Annotated in this window: 16 protein-coding genes and 1 tRNA gene; 3 read left to right on the top strand and 14 right to left on the bottom strand. The window is 50.8% G+C overall.

Annotated features, from left to right (window positions below; genetic code table 11):
- The 3 genes from pdxH to prfC all read right to left on the bottom strand — a co-directional run bounded on the left by pdxH (position 1) and on the right by prfC (position 4255).
- Positions 1-639: a pyridoxamine 5'-phosphate oxidase gene (gene pdxH / locus L1285_RS08745; RefSeq protein ID WP_046003643.1), complete on the bottom strand. Its 639-nt coding sequence runs from the start codon at positions 637-639 to the stop codon at positions 1-3.
- Positions 640-734: 95 nt separating this feature from the next.
- On the bottom strand, positions 735-2477 hold the full coding sequence (gene argS / locus L1285_RS08740) for an arginine--tRNA ligase (protein WP_130244295.1): 1743 nt from the start codon (positions 2475-2477) through the stop codon (positions 735-737).
- Positions 2478-2665: 188 nt separating this feature from the next.
- Positions 2666-4255, bottom strand: a complete 1590-nt coding sequence (gene prfC, locus L1285_RS08735; RefSeq protein ID WP_138551097.1) for a peptide chain release factor 3 — start codon at positions 4253-4255, stop codon at positions 2666-2668.
- 291 nt (positions 4256-4546) lie between these two features.
- Here prfC and L1285_RS08730 point away from each other — a divergent pair, with 291 nt between their 5' ends.
- Both L1285_RS08730 and L1285_RS08725 read left to right on the top strand, forming a co-directional pair.
- A complete protein-coding gene (locus L1285_RS08730; RefSeq protein ID WP_235411977.1) occupies positions 4547-5287 on the top strand; it encodes a thioesterase II family protein in 741 nt (246 codons plus the stop codon).
- Between the two features lie 66 nt (positions 5288-5353).
- Positions 5354-6313 (top strand): zinc transporter ZntB, encoded by a 960-nt coding sequence (locus L1285_RS08725; RefSeq protein WP_235411975.1) that lies wholly within the window; start codon positions 5354-5356, stop codon positions 6311-6313.
- 35 nt (positions 6314-6348) lie between these two features.
- Here L1285_RS08725 and L1285_RS08720 read toward each other — a convergent pair.
- Positions 6349-6423 (bottom strand) — tRNA-Arg (locus tag L1285_RS08720).
- Positions 6424-6644: 221 nt separating this feature from the next.
- Between L1285_RS08720 and L1285_RS08715 the strand changes: the two genes are divergently transcribed.
- On the top strand, positions 6645-6827 hold the full coding sequence (locus L1285_RS08715; RefSeq protein ID WP_046003648.1) for a helix-turn-helix domain-containing protein: 183 nt from the start codon (positions 6645-6647) through the stop codon (positions 6825-6827).
- A gap of 86 nt (positions 6828-6913) precedes the next feature.
- Here L1285_RS08715 and L1285_RS08710 read toward each other — a convergent pair whose 3' ends face one another.
- The 10 genes from L1285_RS08710 to hscA all read right to left on the bottom strand — a co-directional run bounded on the left by L1285_RS08710 (position 6914) and on the right by hscA (position 16735).
- A complete protein-coding gene (locus tag L1285_RS08710; protein WP_235411973.1) occupies positions 6914-7702 on the bottom strand; it encodes a phosphotransferase in 789 nt (262 codons plus the stop codon).
- Positions 7689-8309 carry a nicotinamide riboside transporter PnuC gene (pnuC, locus tag L1285_RS08705; protein WP_235412204.1) on the bottom strand — a complete coding sequence of 207 codons (621 nt, stop codon included), beginning with the start codon at positions 8307-8309 and terminating at the stop codon, positions 7689-7691. The genes L1285_RS08710 and pnuC overlap by 14 nt, the downstream gene beginning before the upstream one ends.
- The gene (locus L1285_RS08700; RefSeq protein ID WP_046003650.1) at positions 8309-8563 is read right to left on the bottom strand and encodes a hypothetical protein; all 255 of its coding nucleotides are present in this window, start codon (positions 8561-8563) and stop codon (positions 8309-8311) included. The genes pnuC and L1285_RS08700 overlap by 1 nt, the downstream gene beginning before the upstream one ends.
- A 29-nt stretch (positions 8564-8592) precedes the next feature.
- Positions 8593-9129, bottom strand: coding sequence for a nuclear transport factor 2 family protein (locus tag L1285_RS08695; RefSeq protein WP_235411971.1), 537 nt, complete (start codon positions 9127-9129; stop codon positions 8593-8595).
- A 97-nt stretch (positions 9130-9226) separates the two neighbouring features.
- The gene (locus L1285_RS08690; protein WP_235411969.1) at positions 9227-10603 is read right to left on the bottom strand and encodes a Gfo/Idh/MocA family protein; all 1377 of its coding nucleotides are present in this window, start codon (positions 10601-10603) and stop codon (positions 9227-9229) included.
- A 191-nt stretch (positions 10604-10794) separates the two neighbouring features.
- Positions 10795-11868: a phosphotransferase enzyme family protein gene (locus tag L1285_RS08685; protein ID WP_235412203.1), complete on the bottom strand. Its 1074-nt coding sequence runs from the start codon at positions 11866-11868 to the stop codon at positions 10795-10797.
- A 43-nt stretch (positions 11869-11911) separates the two neighbouring features.
- Positions 11912-12796 carry a nucleotidyltransferase family protein gene (locus L1285_RS08680; RefSeq protein WP_235411968.1) on the bottom strand — a complete coding sequence of 295 codons (885 nt, stop codon included), beginning with the start codon at positions 12794-12796 and terminating at the stop codon, positions 11912-11914.
- A 239-nt stretch (positions 12797-13035) separates the two neighbouring features.
- On the bottom strand, positions 13036-14472 hold the full coding sequence (locus tag L1285_RS08675) for an NAD-dependent succinate-semialdehyde dehydrogenase (RefSeq protein WP_235411966.1): 1437 nt from the start codon (positions 14470-14472) through the stop codon (positions 13036-13038).
- Positions 14473-14532: 60 nt separating this feature from the next.
- Positions 14533-14871, bottom strand: coding sequence for an ISC system 2Fe-2S type ferredoxin (fdx, locus tag L1285_RS08670; RefSeq protein WP_010384025.1), 339 nt, complete (start codon positions 14869-14871; stop codon positions 14533-14535).
- A 1-nt stretch (position 14872) separates the two neighbouring features.
- Positions 14873-16735, bottom strand: coding sequence for a Fe-S protein assembly chaperone HscA (gene hscA / locus L1285_RS08665; protein WP_235411964.1), 1863 nt, complete (start codon positions 16733-16735; stop codon positions 14873-14875).
- Positions 16736-16785 lie beyond the last annotated feature (50 nt).

Here is a 16785-nt window from a genome sequence, read left to right as displayed (position 1 = left end):
CTAAGGATTCAGACGCTCAACCTGCCACTGTCCGCTTGGGTCTTTACGGTACATAAAACGGTCGTGCAGACGGTGCTCTCCCCCTTGCCAGAACTCAATCTGGTGCGGCTTAACACAGTAACCACCCCAGAAATCCGGCAGCGGAATATCGCCTTTGGCAAACTTGGCTTTCATGCTGTTAAAGGTTTGCATCAGGGCCTGACGCGAAGACACCGGACGCGACTGTTGTGATGCCCAGGCGGCCAGCTGGCTTTCCTTGGGACGAGACAGAAAGTACTTCGCCACTGCGGTGGTTGGCAACGGCTCGGCCTCACCGTACACAATGACCTGACGCTCCAGATTGTGCCAGGGAAAGTGCAATGAAATTTTGTTATTACCTTTGAGCTCCTGTGCCTTACGCGATCCGGTGTTAGTAAAAAACACAAAGCCGTTATCGTCCACCTGCTTGAGCAACACAATACGCTGCGACGGCTGGCCGTGTTCATCTACCGTGGCCACGACCATGGCGGTCGGATCGCTGAGGTTGGCATCCACCGCCTGTTGCAGCCAGTGTTCAAACTGCACAATTGGGTTGTCATCCAGCTTCTCGCGGGAGAGGCCGTCTTTGGTATATTCGCGACGAATATCATCAAGTTTCATGGTGGTCATTCCTTATATAACACAAAAGGCCGCAATATTGCGGCCTTAGTCTAGCATGTAATGGACTGGGTGAGTTGCATGATCTCACCCGGAGCTTACATCTGCTCCATCACCTCAATGCCCAGCAGCTCCAGACCTGTGTGCAGTGTTCTGGCAACCAGATTACACAGCAACAGTCGGCTTTCGCGCACCTCAGCAGCCACATCGTCTTTGAGGATTGGACAGGCTTCGTAGAAGGTCATGTACAGACTTGCCAGCTCGTACAGATAACCACACAATACGTGCGGTGTTGCTTCGCCGATCATCAAATCTAACACTTCTTCCAGTTGCAGAAGCTTGAGCGCCAGCGCCTTTTCCTGTGGCTCAACAATGCTGATGCTGCCACTGAGTGCGGCACTGTCTACTCCGGCTTTACGGAAGATACTGCGCACACGGGTATAAGCATACTGCAAATAAGGGGCCGTAGCGCCTTCAAAGCTCAGCATGGTATCCCAGTTGAAGATGTAATCACTGGTACGGTGCTTCGACAAGTCCGCGTATTTTACCGCACCAATGCCCACTTTACGGGCGATTTCAGCACGGGCTTCTTCGCTTAGCTCAGACGCGCGGTCGGCCAGTTTTTCGCTGGCGCGGCTCACCGCTTCATCAAGTAGCTCCGCCAGCTTCACTGTACCGCCGGTACGGGTCTTGAATGGCTTACCATCGCTGCCCATCATAGTACCGAACGGGCAGAACTCATAGCTGGTTTCGTCGCGCAGCAGACCCGCTTTGCGGGCAGTCAATTCAACCTGATTAAAGTGCAGACTCTGACGCGCATCGACGAAGATCAGGATACGCTCGGCCCCCAGCTCATTGGAACGATAGTCACAGGCTGCCAGATCGGTTGTGGCATACAGGAAACCACCGCCCGATTTTTGCACGATAAACACCGACGGCTCGCCGTCTTTGTTCGCCAGCTCATCCAGGAACACCACCTGTGCGCCCTGATCTTCAACCGCAATGTTTTTCTCTTTTAGCAGCTCGATAATACCGGCCAGGCGATCGTTGTAGGCACTTTCGGCCATAATGTCGTCGCGAGTCAGCGTCACATTGAGCTTTTTGTACACTTCTTCAGAGTGCTTAACAGAAGTGTCGATAAACAGCTGCCACAACTTCTGACAGTGCGCATCGCCGCCTTGCAGCTTAACCACGTAATCACGTGCTTTGTCTGAGAAGCCTTCTTCGTCGTCAAAACGCTTCTTGGCATCACGATAGAAGGTTTCTAAATCAGCCAGGGCCACATTTTCCAGGTCAATGCCTTGTGCCAGCATGTCTTCCAGATGGGCGATCAGCATACCAAACTGAGTACCCCAGTCGCCCACATGGTTCTGACGCGTGACTTTGTCACCACGGAACTCAAGGGCGCGTACCACCGCATCACCAATGATGGTTGAGCGCAGGTGACCTACGTGCATTTCTTTGGCCAGGTTTGGCGATGAAAAGTCCACTACCACGTTTTGCGCCTGAGCGTGTTCAGCTACGCCCAGCTTGGCATCCTGATTAGCCGCTTCCAGGCTGGTTGCCAGGAACTCAGGCTTCAGGTGGATATTGATAAAACCCGGGCCGGCGATTTCGGTTTTTGCAGCCAGGTCGCTGACATCCAGATTGTCGATGATCTTCTGTGCCAGCTCACGCGGGTTAGTTTTCAGTGCTTTCGCGGCGCCCATTGCGCCGTTGATCTGATAGTCACCAAACTGTGCGCGGGTGCTTTGCGTCACCGCCGGGTTGGTGCCTTCAGGGATCCCTGCCGCGGCCATCGCAGACAGAGCTTTTTCAATCAGAATACTTTTAATGTTCATTGTGTTTCCTTTGGGTCAGTGCCTGCGTGTGCACTGAGCAAACATCATCGGCGCCCTCTGGCGCCGGCATAAAACGCGGCTCGTTCAGTTAAGCGAACGGGCGGGCCGGATTCACCAGCTTAAAGTAAGCTTGTGACTCGAATCAACCCACCCCCTCACTTTTACGGGCATTTAACAGCCCACAGTGTTTAGTGTTCGCGCGTCTGGTGGAACTGCACGTCCGGATAGCGCTCCATCGACAGGTTCAGGTTAACGCGACTTGGCGCGATATAGGTCAGGTTATCGCCTCCATCCAGCGCCAGATTCTGCTCACACTTACGGCGGAACTCCGCCAGCTTCTTCTCATCATCACAATTAACCCAGCGCGCTGTCTGTACGCTAATGCTTTCATAAATGGCATCGACGTTGTACTCAGATTTCAGACGAGCCACAACCACATCAAACTGCAGCACACCAACGGCGCCGACAATCAGGTCGTTGTTGATCAGCGGACGGAACACCTGCACCGCGCCTTCTTCCGACAACTGTACCAGGCCTTTCAGTAACTGCTTTTGCTTGAGTGGATCTTTAAGACGAATACGACGGAACAGCTCAGGGGCAAAGTTCGGAATACCGCTGAACTTGAGTTTTTCACCCTGGGTGAAGGTATCACCAATCTGGATCGTACCATGGTTGTGCAAACCAATAATGTCACCGGCAAAAGCTTCCTGTGCGCGCTCACGATCACCGGCCATAAAGGTCACAGCATCGGAAATGCTCACCTGCTTGCCAAGGCGCACATGGTTCATTTTCATGCCCTGCGTGTATTTACCCGACACGATACGCATAAAGGCGATACGGTCGCGGTGTTTTGGGTCCATGTTGGCCTGAATTTTAAATACGAAGCCGGTGAACTTCTCATCGTCGGCGCTCACTTCACGCTCATCCGTCTGACGCGGCAGCGGCGACGGCGCCCATTCTGTCAGACCATCCAGCATATGGTCTACACCAAAGTTACCCAATGCAGTACCAAAATATACCGGTGTGAGTTCGCCGCTCAGGAATAGTTCTTTATCGAATTCATGTGAGGCACCAATCACCAGCTCCAGTTCTTCACGCAGCTGCTCGGCCAGGCTTTCACCGATGGCGGCATCTAAGTCGGCGTTGTCGAGTCCCTTAATGGTGCGGACGTCCTGAATGGTATGACCCTGACCTGTTTGGTACAAAATGGTCTCGTCGCGATGGATGTGGTAAACCCCTTTAAACTCTTTACCACAGCCAATTGGCCAGGTAATGGGCGCGCACATGATGTTCAGTTCAGTCTCAACCTCATCCAGCAACTCCATCGGGTCACGGATATCGCGGTCCAATTTGTTCATAAAGGTCACGATAGGCGTATCACGCAAACGGGTGACTTCCATCAGCTTACGAGTACGATCCTCAACACCCTTAGCGGCGTCGATAACCATCAAACAAGAGTCCACAGCAGTCAGGGTACGATAGGTATCTTCCGAGAAGTCTTCGTGTCCCGGCGTATCCAGCAGATTTACCAGGCTATCGTTGTAAGGAAACTGCATCACAGACGTGGTTACCGAGATACCCCGTTCTTTTTCCATGTCCATCCAGTCTGATTTCGCATGCTGGTTAGAGCCACGACCTTTAACTGTACCGGCTTGTTGCAGGGCCTTACCGAACAACAATACTTTTTCGGTGATGGTGGTTTTACCCGCATCCGGGTGCGAGATGATAGCGAAAGTACGTCGCTTATTTATTTCATTGAGGAAAGTCTGATCTGCCATTAGTCAATTCTTTTGGTTATACGCGGATCCACACACGCTACGCAAAGTGTGCGCATGACACTTTGCAGGGTCATCCGGCGGGTTCATTTTTAATCATCCTCTATTTTCGCCGATCTTGGCACTTTTAACAATCAATGAAACCCAGTTCAGTCAGGATTTCACGCCACAACAGGCCAATTCTGCCCTGCGCCTCTCAAAACCTGGGGGTTATGTGAATATTTATTGAATAAAATGACTTGCTTGCAGCGGGTCTGATAGGATAGTTCCAATTCCAGAAAAAGGCATAACGATATGAACAACAAGCTTTTTGTAATACCTAAACCCAATCCCAATGCCAAACTCAGATTATTCTGTTTTCCTTATGCTGGCGGCTCTCCGGCCATTTATATGCCCTGGAGTAGCGAGCTTCACCCCGAGGTAGAGCTGGTGCTGCTACAGTTCCCGGGTCGCGGTGCGCGCATGGGTGAACCTGCGTATGTTGAGATGCAACACAAAGTAAATGAATTATTAGCTCACCAGGCTTTCTTGACTGAGAAACCCTATGTGCTGATGGGCCACAGCCTGGGTAGCCGGGTCATTTTTGAAGTGACTAAACACCTGGTGGAGAACAATGCGCCGCTACCGCGTCACCTTATCGCATCGGGAAGCCGTGCGCCCCACACCGCCTCGGCGAAAGAACGTATTTACGACCTGCCCCATGATGCCTTTGTTGAGGAACTATACAAACTGAATGGCACGCCAAAAGAGCTGCTCGAGCACAAAGAGTTAATGGAATTACTGCTGCCCTTGCTGAGAGCCGATTTTCAGATTGCCGAATGCTATCGCGCTCAGGCAACCGCACTGCCATGCCCAATCACAGTGTTCCATGGTCATGATGATATCGAGATCAGCGCCGAGCAGCTGCACGGCTGGCAGGATTTAAGTGCACATAAGATTGATATTCATTACTTCAATGGCGGGCATTTCTTTATCAACCAATGTCGCGATGAAGTGTTAAAGACGGTCAACCAGGTGCTCAGCAAAATAGTATAATACTGATTGCCAAAACGCCTAAGTTGACCAATGATAAACACACAGGTTTATGTCTAGGTAATTAAAATGGAAGGCTTACTTCATGCGCTCGTGCTCGACGGTCAGGGTGGTGCAACCCAGGTCACAGACTTAACACAGGCACTCAAAGATGAGGCGCCTGTGTGGCTGCACTTTGACTACACCAGCGAAGCAGTTCAACACTTTCTGAGTCAGCTGGAGTTTCTGCAAGAATGGGAGTGGCAGGCCCTGCTTGCAGAAGAAACCCGTCCTCGCGTGACTCGCGCCAATCACGGGTTGTTGCTGTTTTTACGTGGTGTTAACCTCAATCCCAGACAAAACCCCGAAGACATGGTCTCGGTGCGCTGTTTTGTCAGTAAAAACGTGCTGATCACCTGTCGTAAGCGCGTGCTGATCTCTATTGAAGATCTGCGCAACGCGCTGTTGGATGGCAGCTCAGTCACGACCATCAGTGATCTGATCTGTGCTTTGATTGATCGCCTCACCCATCGTATGCAAGACACCCTGTGGCAGGTCGAAGAACAACTGGATGATTTTGAAGAGCAGCTGGACAAAGAAGAGAGCCAGCCCGATTATCATCAGATAACCTTGCTGAGGCGTCAGGTGATCTCCTTAAAGCGCTACATAAAGCCTCAGCGTCAGGCCATCTATGACTTGATTGATACTAAGGTAAGCTGGCTGAACCTTGAACAGCGCCGCTTGCTCGGTGAAGCAAATAACACCCTGAGCCGCTATATCGAGGAGCTTGAGGCCAGCATAGAGCGCGCCCAGGTACTTCAGCAAAGTATTGCTAATCAGCTGAATGAGCAGCTTAACCAGCGCATGTATATTATGTCGGTAGTCGCAGCCCTGTTCTTGCCGCTGGGGTTTTTAACCGGTCTGCTGGGCGTCAACATTGGTGGCATTCCGGGTACAGAAAGCCCTTGGTCATTCAGTATCTTTGTGATTGCCCTGGTGGTATTAACGGTTGCCGTGGCTGTGTTGTTTAAACGAAGAAAATGGATATAACGGGAAACTTTGCCGATGTGGCGCATGACGTAAAATGGCGCTCTCGCTAGGGATCGAACCTAGAACTTGGCCTCCGGAGGGCCACGTGATATCCATTTCACCACGAGAGCAACATCTTAGTGGTGCCAATAATAATCATATCCAGTGGCAAATACCAGTCATTGTTGTCTATATGCTTAATTTATGGTCTAAAACTCGAAAAAAGACTTCACACAGAGCGAAATTCGCGATATTTAACTATGCTTAGAACAATAACAATAATGACGACCTGCAGATACGCGGAAAATTGGTCTTCCCGTATCGGCATGACATCATCTGAGAGGACCGTATTATGACTCTAATGACCACTGAACAAGTTGCTGAATTTTTAGATGTTAAAGTGGAGCGTGTCAGACGACTGGCACGAGAGAACCTGCTGGTTGCCAAACAGCAGGATGACCAGGGTGAACCCATTTTTGATAAAGACGACGTTGAAAAATACAAAGAGCTGGCACAACGTTTGGGAGGTATTTAATAAGGTACTGGCCACTCCCCCCTGTTTCTTCACCTGATTAGCTTAATGCCCGAATAACACTCGGGCCTTAACGCTACATCAAGCAACTAACTCTGCCACAGGGCAAGCATGGCCTGTAAAGGGCCTAAGTACGTGTGCAATTTTCGCTGCTGATACCAGGCAATACACAACCACAGATAAACCTGTACATAACAGCTGAGCTTATTCAGAGCAAACGCCGGGCAAGGCAGCTTTGCCTGACGATAATAACGCTTCAGCATGTGCTCTGCCTCACTGGCTGACAGCGAAAAAGACACGCACAAAGCCGCCAGATCAAAATACCGGTCGTTGTATTGAGCATACTCGAAGTCGATAAACACCGGCCCCTGTAGCGTTACCAGCATATTGTCCTTAACCAGATCGTTGTGACAAAAACAGATATCGGCCTCAAACTGAGCCAGCTGCTGAGCTAACAGTGTGAGCTGTGGTGCGCAGTCCAGTACTCGGCCTGCTTCAAGAAGCGCGCCAGATAAATCGAGTTGACCAATTTGGGGCTGATCAAAGCCATGTAATGTGTGCAGCTGCGCCAGCAGTTGATCGCCCAGAGCGATGGCCTCATCGCTCTCGGTTACAAACTCAAATAACGCCAGCCGGGTCTTTGTATCAAAGCCAACCACAGGCTGCGCGACGCCAAGCTTAGCCAGCTGTGACTGCGCTTGCAGTGCCTGGACCGGTAGCGTGCTACTGTAATGCTTGAGTAAATACCCCTGCTGCGCCTGCTCAAGGTAGTAATTTTTGTTACTTAACCCTTTGTTGAGCGGACACAGCGTGCTAATCGTCAGGTAGGGAAAAGCGTGTTTGATCAACTCCCTCAGCGGCGCATCACAAAGCGGCAAGGGGTTTACCCTCTTTTTGTTGATACACTTCGTACCAGCGCACATAACCCCAGCAGACCATGACGGTATAAAAGCCGAATAAAACCAGCGTCGGGTAATAACCTTTGAGATAGTAGAGGTACATAGAAGCGGCGTCGATCACTATCCAGTACAACCAGTTTTCGAGCACTTTACGGGCTACCAGGTAGGTGGTCACCACGGCAAAGCATGTTGTCAGGCTATCCAGATAGGCCAGTTCAGCATGGGTGTAGTTGTCCATCACGTAACCGATGACCAGCGCCACCACTAAAGTGCTCAGAATGATGATGCTATGTCGAGATAGCGACCAGGAGACAATCGCCAGCGACGTATCTTGAGCGCCGCTGCGCCACATCCACCATCCCACTACCGCCATAAACATGTAGTAAAAGTTCAGTAAGGACTCCATTAGCAATGCACCATTCCAGTACATCACGGTATAGATAAAGGTGCTGGCAAAAGCCGCGGGCCAGCACCAGGAGTTTTCCCGGATCGCCAGCAACAAATACGCTGCGGATAAAATCACGGCCAGGTATTCCCACACCGACATCGCGGTAAACCCGGCCAGGGTTTCAATAAGCCACTGCATCATGACTGGGGCGACAGGTCGCCACTGATGAACTTGCAGACAAACACGATTTTACCGAACTGCTCAAACGAGCGCTTCATTTCTGCCGATAAGGTGCTCATCAACAGATCATACTCACCAAACACTTGAGTAGACATGGTATTGGTCAGTACTTTGAGCTGCGGATGCTGATTGAGGCGCTCAATAAAGTCTTTAATAAAAGGAATATAGTCAGAATGTAATGGATATTTGCTGATCTCAACAGAGAGTTGCATCTCAGTGTCCTCGCCAGAGTAATAAAGGATTAGTTTGCAGTATGATTTAAATTGCGACCACCGTCGGTCAAAGAGCGGGGCCAATAATTGATCCAGTCCTGCTGATAGGTGATCTTGTTATCAGCGTTAAAGTGTAACACGGTTGTGAAGCGCCAGGGCCCCATTTCTCGCCCTTCATACTCAAAGCGAACGTAGGTGCCACGGATCACTGCACGACGTTGTTGCTCATCAAGGATCACTTCATTGAGTGTAAAGGTTTGATCACCGTCCAGGATTTTCACGTTCCCCGCTGACCAGTTAAAAAACTCAGCCAGTGCCTGCTTGTTTTCTACCGCAAAACCATAGTGCATGTCTTCCAGCTGCATGTCGTCGGCGTAAAAAGATAAAAATTGCTCGAAATCCTGCCGTGCCTGATAAGTGCTAATGTAGTCACTGAGCGTTTGCTTGAGCGCACCGGGCGCTTGCGGTGACTGATGGGCCTGTTGTGTTACACCACAGCCTGAAATCGCTGTCGTGATCAGTAACACAAGACACACAGTAAGTTGTGTGATGATTGTTGCGCGCAAATCTACCTCCGGATATGAGTGTCAATCTGAAACAGGCCCTGTATAAGGGCCTGTCGATTGTATCATACCTAACCGGGATGATCTGTGCCGACGATCGCTAGGCGCCGACTATGCCCAGGGGTTTTGCACTTTCCCAGGCTCCGCGGGTAAAGTCCGGGATCGTGACCGGCTCGCTGCGGTTAGCGACCGATAATGCGGATAAGGGCGAGATCACCGACCAGGCCGCGCCATCATACACATCCTGATCTAAAGGCTCGCCGTTGCGTAGACAATAGATCATTCTCCAGAACATTAAGAAGTCCATGCCACCATGCCCGCCGTTACGTTCGGCTTCAGCCCCCATTTTCAACCACAAGGGATGATCATATTTGGCATACCAGGCATTCATGTCCTCATCCCACTCATGAAACGATTTGGTGCCCCCCTGCTCCAACGCAATGCGATTCGGGAACCCGGCAAACACGCCATTGGTGCCCTGGATGAGGTTATGTCGGGAATAAGGACGCGGCGTCGTCGTATCGTGCTGGATCATGATAGAACGCCCTTTGAGCGTTTTTACCAAAGTCGTGTTCATATCCCCGGCCACATATTGCCACTGGTTGCGCTGATGGCCCGGCGCAAACTCACGCGCCGCATAGGCAGCACGGCCCAGAGCCGGCGAACTCATGGAGGTCAGATAATCAAACCTGTCGCCACGATTGATGTTCATATACTGAGAAACCGGGCCTAAACCATGAGTGGGATAGAGATTGCCATTGCGTTTAGTGTGCCATTCAGTGCGCCAGGAGCCGGTTTTATGTTCCAGCTCTTTCATCTGCCAGCGTAGCTCGTGGATATAGGCGGCTTCGCCGTGTAACAGCTCACCAAACAGGCCCTGACGCACCATATTCAGCACCATCAACTCATCACGACCATAGTTGACGTTTTCCATCATCATACAGTTTTTCTGGGTCCGCTCAGCGGTGTCAACCAGCTTCCACATTTCTTCAACCGTCAGGGCCAGTGGCACCTCAACAAAGGCATGTTTACCACTTTCCATGGTATCCACGGCCATGGGCGCATGCCAGCGCCACGGGGTTGAGATGATAACGATGTCAATATCATCCCGGGCAAGCATGTCCCGGTACGCAAATTCAGAACCCTGATACAGCGCAGGCGCTTTCATTCCCCGCTCGGCAAGATAATTGGCTGAGCGCTGTAACACTTCATCATGTGTGTCACACAAAGCAACAATTTCAGCCCCGTCAATGTGGCTCATGCGTTTAACGTGACCATAGCCCCGCTGGCCTACGCCAATAAAACCAACACGCACCACGTCCATTTTAGGTGCTATCAGTCCAATGACTGATTTACCCTGGCGCTCAGGTACCGTTTGCAGCGGATCTGCTTTGCTCTGTGCACATCCAGAGACCACACCTGCGGCGGCAGCAACCCCCGCCGCCTTGAGAAAGTCCCGGCGATTTAAATTTGTCATTATTATTATCCTCGAAGATACTTCCCCTGAACGCTAACGGATTGTACACAGGGTTGCAAAAGCATTGCGACAGGTAGAGATTTAATCGGTACAGGGTGAAATGGGTATACAGCTAAAAACTAAGCTGTACACACTGTGTATTATGTCTATTTCAGGCGAAAAAAAAGCGCCTGGCGGCGCTTTTATACCACTCAGGCGGCATCGATAATATGGCTCAGTTGCGCTTGTTTCGCGACGATATCCTGATACAAAGCAAACTGGTTTTGCGCACGTTGTAAATTGTGCTCTGGATGTTTTGTGGCGAAGTAGTTATCACCATCAAGGTAATCCGTCAAAAAGCGCAGGCCAATCATAAACGGCATCACTTTCGCACCCAGAATAAAGCTCTGTTTTTCGCTGTCCGTCAGACTGGCTGACAGGGGGTGTTTGTACCCTCTCACCAGGGCTGCAAAAATCTCCTCACGTACCCGAACATTTGTCAGGTTGGTTGAATCCTCCGCTTCAGGCGAGCAAAATGTTCTGACCATATCGCCAAAGTCATACAACCAGTAACCCGGCATACAGGTGTCTAAATCGATTACCGCACGCGCTTTATTTGACTCTGAGCAGAACAACATATTATTGATCTTGGTGTCGTTATGACACGCTCGTAGCGGCAACTGTGCCTCTACATCAACAACTTCCTGGGCAAGCGAAAACTGTGCCCGACAAAATGCAATTTCAGCCTGACATAAGGCGGCCCGTCCGAGCGGATCCTGGCCGAGTGTTTCTTCAAACTTTTCAATACGCATCGCCAGATTATGAAAATCGGGGATCACATGGTGTAACTGAGTCGCATCAAAGTCATTTAATGCCGCTGCAAACTGACCAAATGCATTGGCCGCGATTTTAGCTTTGACCTCACTGTCGACAACATCTTCACTATAACTGCCGCCAATGAATTCCAGCGCACGCCAGACTTCATCCTCATGGTGTACCAAATACTCCCCTTTAATAGTGGGAACATGGCGAATGATCGCCAATTCATACTCACCATCACGGGCTTTGCGTGCCAAATGTTGTTCAATTTTTCTGGCATTGGTCACCAGTTGCTCGGGCTCTGGAAAAACACAGGTATTGAGTTTTTGCACAACCAAAGCGCGCTGCTTATTCTTTAGCAACATTGTTGTATTAATATGTCCGTTACCGATTGGACGTAAAGAAACAGATGCGCCTTGCAGACCAAAGTGCTGCGATAAGACCTCTGCTATTGCACGATTTTTCATTGTTACCTCATCGCCACTCTCAATACGGTGGCAGGTGATAGGCTCATCCGTGACGTAGTTCATATAATAATCCTGAGACACTCTTTAATTCTTCTTTATAGGTGATACCAAACCAGCGTTCTGATGCACTATGTACCCTGACCCGAATCAGGCCTTGCTGAATACAACTTTGAATACAATCAGGCAAATAATACTCGCTTTTGACATCGCTGTCATAATTTTCTAGAAACTCAGAGAAGCCGTACTCTAACTGTGTCAGCAAGGTTTGCGTAATGCCCCAGCAGGTCATCGAAGCCAGGGCCGTCTCAGGCAGTGCAACCCGCTTGCCATCAGGCGCGAACCCCGACAGCGTGTCACCGTTTCGATGAATATCGAGATATTCAATAACCTCAAGCAGACTGTCTTTATGAGTTTGGCATATTCCGCGATTTACACCACCTTGCGATGACAAAGTTTGCGCCAGTGGGTAGCCCACAATAGCCATATCCCCCTGATCTGCTGCAGCGAAATGATTGACGAGCTGTTTATAAGCATCTGGCCCGTAATAGTCGTCGGCCGTGATCACAATGGCATCACCCGGTATAAAGGGTTTTGCACATAACAATGCATGACCAGTTCCCCAGGGCTTTTCTCGCGATAGCGCTTTACTGGCAAAGCGCGATGGCAGATTATCAACGGCCTGTTCAACCAACTCGACCTGCAAATCGGCGGGTAAGCGCGGCAGTATCTGTTGCTCTATCAGCGGACGAACCTGACGGTTAATTACCAACACAAGGTGACGTACGCCCACAGCATAGGCATCCTGAATACTCAGTTCCATAATGGTGCAGTTAAAGTCTGGCAATACCGCAATTTGCTTGTTACCGCCAAACCGCTTCCCCAGGCCTGCCGCCAGGATCACCAGAGTGGGTTCTTTCCCTGTGTACATAAACAATGTCCAGCCAGTCAAAAATTAAACGGCTAGTGTACATAGCTTCGTCATAAATTAAAAGCCGTTGTAAAAAGTGAGATAACAGGTACATGTTGATAGCGCACAGCAGCACTGAAAAAATTAAATATAAGATATTGATAAGGTGGTATAAAATGAATTTTAAATGCGGATAAAACCGTGCTCCTATCCGCGTCAGATTCTCAAAAATGAACAGAAAGTTCCATATTACGGAACAATCATTCTAAGAACTTCTGGCACAGGTATTTCGTTTCCAGGAATTCCTGTAGCCCTTCTTTGGCCCCCTCGCGCCCCAGCCCGGATTGTTTTACCCCGCCAAAAGGCGCTACCGGATTTGATATGGCACCTTCGTTGATCCCCACCATGCCATATTCGAGTGCCATTGCAACTCGATGAATTTGCGATACATCCTGAGAATAGAAATAGGCGGCAAGTCCTTCATGGACCGCATTGGCCTGACGTATCACGCCCTGCTCATCATCAAATACAATTATGCTGACAACCGGCGCAAAAATCTCCTGGTGATAAATGTCCATCTTTTCGGTCACATCAAGCAAAATGGTCGGTGCCATAAAGAGACCTGCACCTGCTGCGCCCTGATATACCCGCTGAGCGCCCTGAGCTAGCGCATCTTCAATCAGATGCAGCGCCTTATCTTTGGCTTTGGCGTTGATCAGTGGCCCGATATCGGTATCCGCCTCTAGCCCGTCGCCGACCACCAGTTTGTCAACCGCCTCTATGAGTGCATCGGTGAAGACTTCTTGTATATCCTGATGGACAAAAACCCGATTGGCGGCCACACAGGTTTGCCCGCCATTTCTAAACTTGGCCACCATCAAACCTGCCACGGCCTCTTCGACATCCGCACTGGAAAACACAATAAAGGGCGCATTGCCCCCCAACTCCATTGAGGTCCGTTTTACCGTGTCGGCACCCTGTGCCAGCAGCTTTTTACCTACCAATGTGGAACCGGTGAAAGTCAGCTTACGCACCACCGGGCTTGCCAATAAGGGAGCGACCAGCGCCTCGGCATCATCGGTTACCAGAACCTGAAAAGCACCGTCTTCAAACCCAGCTTCTAACGCTAATTTGGCCAAGGCTATGGCGCTCAAAGGCGTTTCTTCTGATGGCTTAAGAATAAACGGACAACCCGCAGCATAAGCAGGTGCCACTTTGCGCGTGATCATAGCCAGAGGAAAATTCCAGGGCGTGATCCCCAGCACCACGCCGACGGGCTGCTTTATCGTTGTCAGCTGGTGCGAGGGACTGTGCGATGGGATCACTTCGCCATAAGCACGCCTAGCCTCTTCAGCAAACCACTGCACAAACCCCGCCGCATATTTGACTTCGGCCTTCGCTTCACGCAGCGGTTTGCCCTGCTCTTTGGTCATCAACTCTGCCAGTACCGCTTCATTGTCCAGTATGAGCTGATACCAGCGCATCAGCACCTCTGCTCGCTGCAGGGCCGGGCGCTGCTTAAGGGTATCAAAACATGTCTGCGCTGCGTTGAGTGCTTGTGCTGCCGCCTCATTATCGGCAATGGAAACCGTCGCGATGGGCTCCTCGTTGGCCGGGTTATGCACTGTTAATTGCCGCTGAGATTGCCAGGGGCTGCCATTCACCCAGGAGTGGTTTTGTTCGGTGATAAGTGTCATAGCAAACGCTCCTTCCATAACTGAACAGGGCCGCTAAATGCGGCCCTGTAGAGACAAAGATTAATGTTCTTCGTTGACGATATTGAGGTTGTATTTGGGGATTTCCACAACCAGGTCTTCATCGGCAATCACCGCCTGGCAACCCAACCGGGACTCTGCTTCGAGCCCCCAGGCCTTATCCAGCATGTCGTCTTCCAGCTCATCGCTTTCTTCAAGCGAGTCAAACCCTTCACGGATCACCACGTGACAAGTGGTGCAGGCACAGGACTTTTCACAGGCATGGGGAATGCTGATGCCATTTTTCAGCGCCACATCCAGTACGGTTTTGCCTGATTCCGCTTCAATGGCTGCACCTTCCGGGCAAAGTTCTTCATGGGGTAAAAAGATAATCTGTGGCATATTACACCTCGTCTACCGACTGACCTTGCAGTGCGTGTTTAATTGATACATCCATACGGCGTGATGCAAACTCACTGCTTGCCTCATCCACCTGTTCGATTGCCGCTTTGATCGCTTGTGGATCCGTGGCCGTTAATCGTGCGTTATCAAGCGCGACCATCGCATCGCGCAATGCCGTCAACTCTTGCTCATTAAGCAGCTCGCTGTCGGTCGCCAGTGAGGCCTCCAGCGCTTCCAGTACACGCAGCGCTTCAACCTGCTGCTCTTTGAGCATACGTGCCTGCATATCTTCTTTGGCATTACTCATAGAGTCTTTGAGCATCTGTGCAACCTGGTCGTCGCTCAGGCCAAACGACGGCTTAACCTGGATCTCAGCCTGTACTTCAGTGGATTTCTCCATTGCAGACACACTCAGCAAACCGTCCGCGTCCACCTTAAAGGTTACGCGAATATGTGCCGCCCCTGCCGCCATTGGCGGAATGCCTTTAAGACTGAACTTAGCCAAAGAGCGACAGTCATCAACCAGCTCACGCTCGCCCTGCAATACATGCAGTGACATGGCTGTCTGACCATCTTTAAAGGTGGTAAATTCCTGCGCACGGGCAACCGGAATGGTGGTATTACGTGGGATGATCTTCTCAACCAGCCCGCCCATGGTTTCCAGGCCCAAAGACAATGGCAAAACGTCCAGCAGCAGCATATCCGAATCCGGTTTGTTGCCGACCAAAATGTCTGCCTGAATAGCAGCGCCCAGTGCAACGACCCGATCCGGGTCAATCGACGTCAAAGGGGGCTTAGCAAAGAAGGTTTCTACGGCGCTGCGGATCACAGGCATGCGGGTTGAACCACCCACCATCACCACTTCCAGCACTTCTTCCTTTTCAACGCCCGCATCTTTGAGCGCGCGGCGGCACGAACGCAATGTTTTCTTAACCAATTCCTCTGCCAGCTCAGCAAACTGTGCTTGGGTAATGGTCACGGTGAATTCCTGCTCGCGCACAGGCAACTTCACGTTCACCGTTTCATAGCTGGTCAGCGCTTCTTTACACGCCTTAGCTTTGTTGATGAACAGGCGCAGCTCTTTGGCAGTCAGGTCGGTTAATCCGGTTTGCTGCTTAAAAGTATTCACCAATAGCGCATCAAAGTCGTCACCGCCCAGGCTTGAGTCGCCGCCGGTGGCCAGTACTTCAAATACGCCTTGATTCAGGCGCAGGATAGAAATATCAAAGGTACCACCGCCCAGGTCATAAACGGCAATCACGCCTTCCTGACCTGAATCCAGGCCATAAGCCACCGCTGCTGCGGTTGGCTCATTCAGCAAACGCAGTACTTTAAGACCGGCAATTTCAGCGGCATCTTTGGTGCTCTGACGCTGTGCATCATCAAAATAGGCAGGTACAGTGATCACTGCACCCATCACATCCTCACCACCGAAGCTTTCAACTGCGCGCTGATGGAGTGATTTGAGTATTTCAGCCGATGCCTGAACCGGACTGACAGGGCCGGCACAGGTCTGAACCGCCAGGCTGCCCTGATGCTCAACAAAGGTATAAGGCAGCTGACCATAGCTGCTGGCAATTTCTTCGGCCGTTTTACCCAAAAAGCGCTTTACTGAGATCAGAGTATTTTCCGGATCTAATGCGGCTTCTTGCTGCGCCGACTTACCAACGCTTACCTGTTCGCCATGATATCGGACCACAGAAGGCAGCATCGCCTCGCCATTGATGTCGGTCAGGGTTTTGGTTTCGCCACTTTGGACCGTAGCAACCAACGAATTGGTGGTGCCCAGATCGATCCCGATGGCCAGTTTATGTTCATGAGGTGCCGCGCTCTGCCCCGGCTCAGCAATTTGCAATAATGCCATAATGCTCTTTCACTTTGGTGAAGCTGGTTGTCGCTGCACTTTGCAGCCAC

The sequence above is a fragment of the Pseudoalteromonas sp. DL2-H2.2 genome, assembly GCF_021532535.1.
GTDB lineage: Bacteria > Pseudomonadota > Gammaproteobacteria > Enterobacterales > Alteromonadaceae > Pseudoalteromonas > Pseudoalteromonas rubra_A.
Note: the sequence above shows the minus strand (reverse complement) of the source record. Positions and strands in the feature narration are given on the sequence as shown.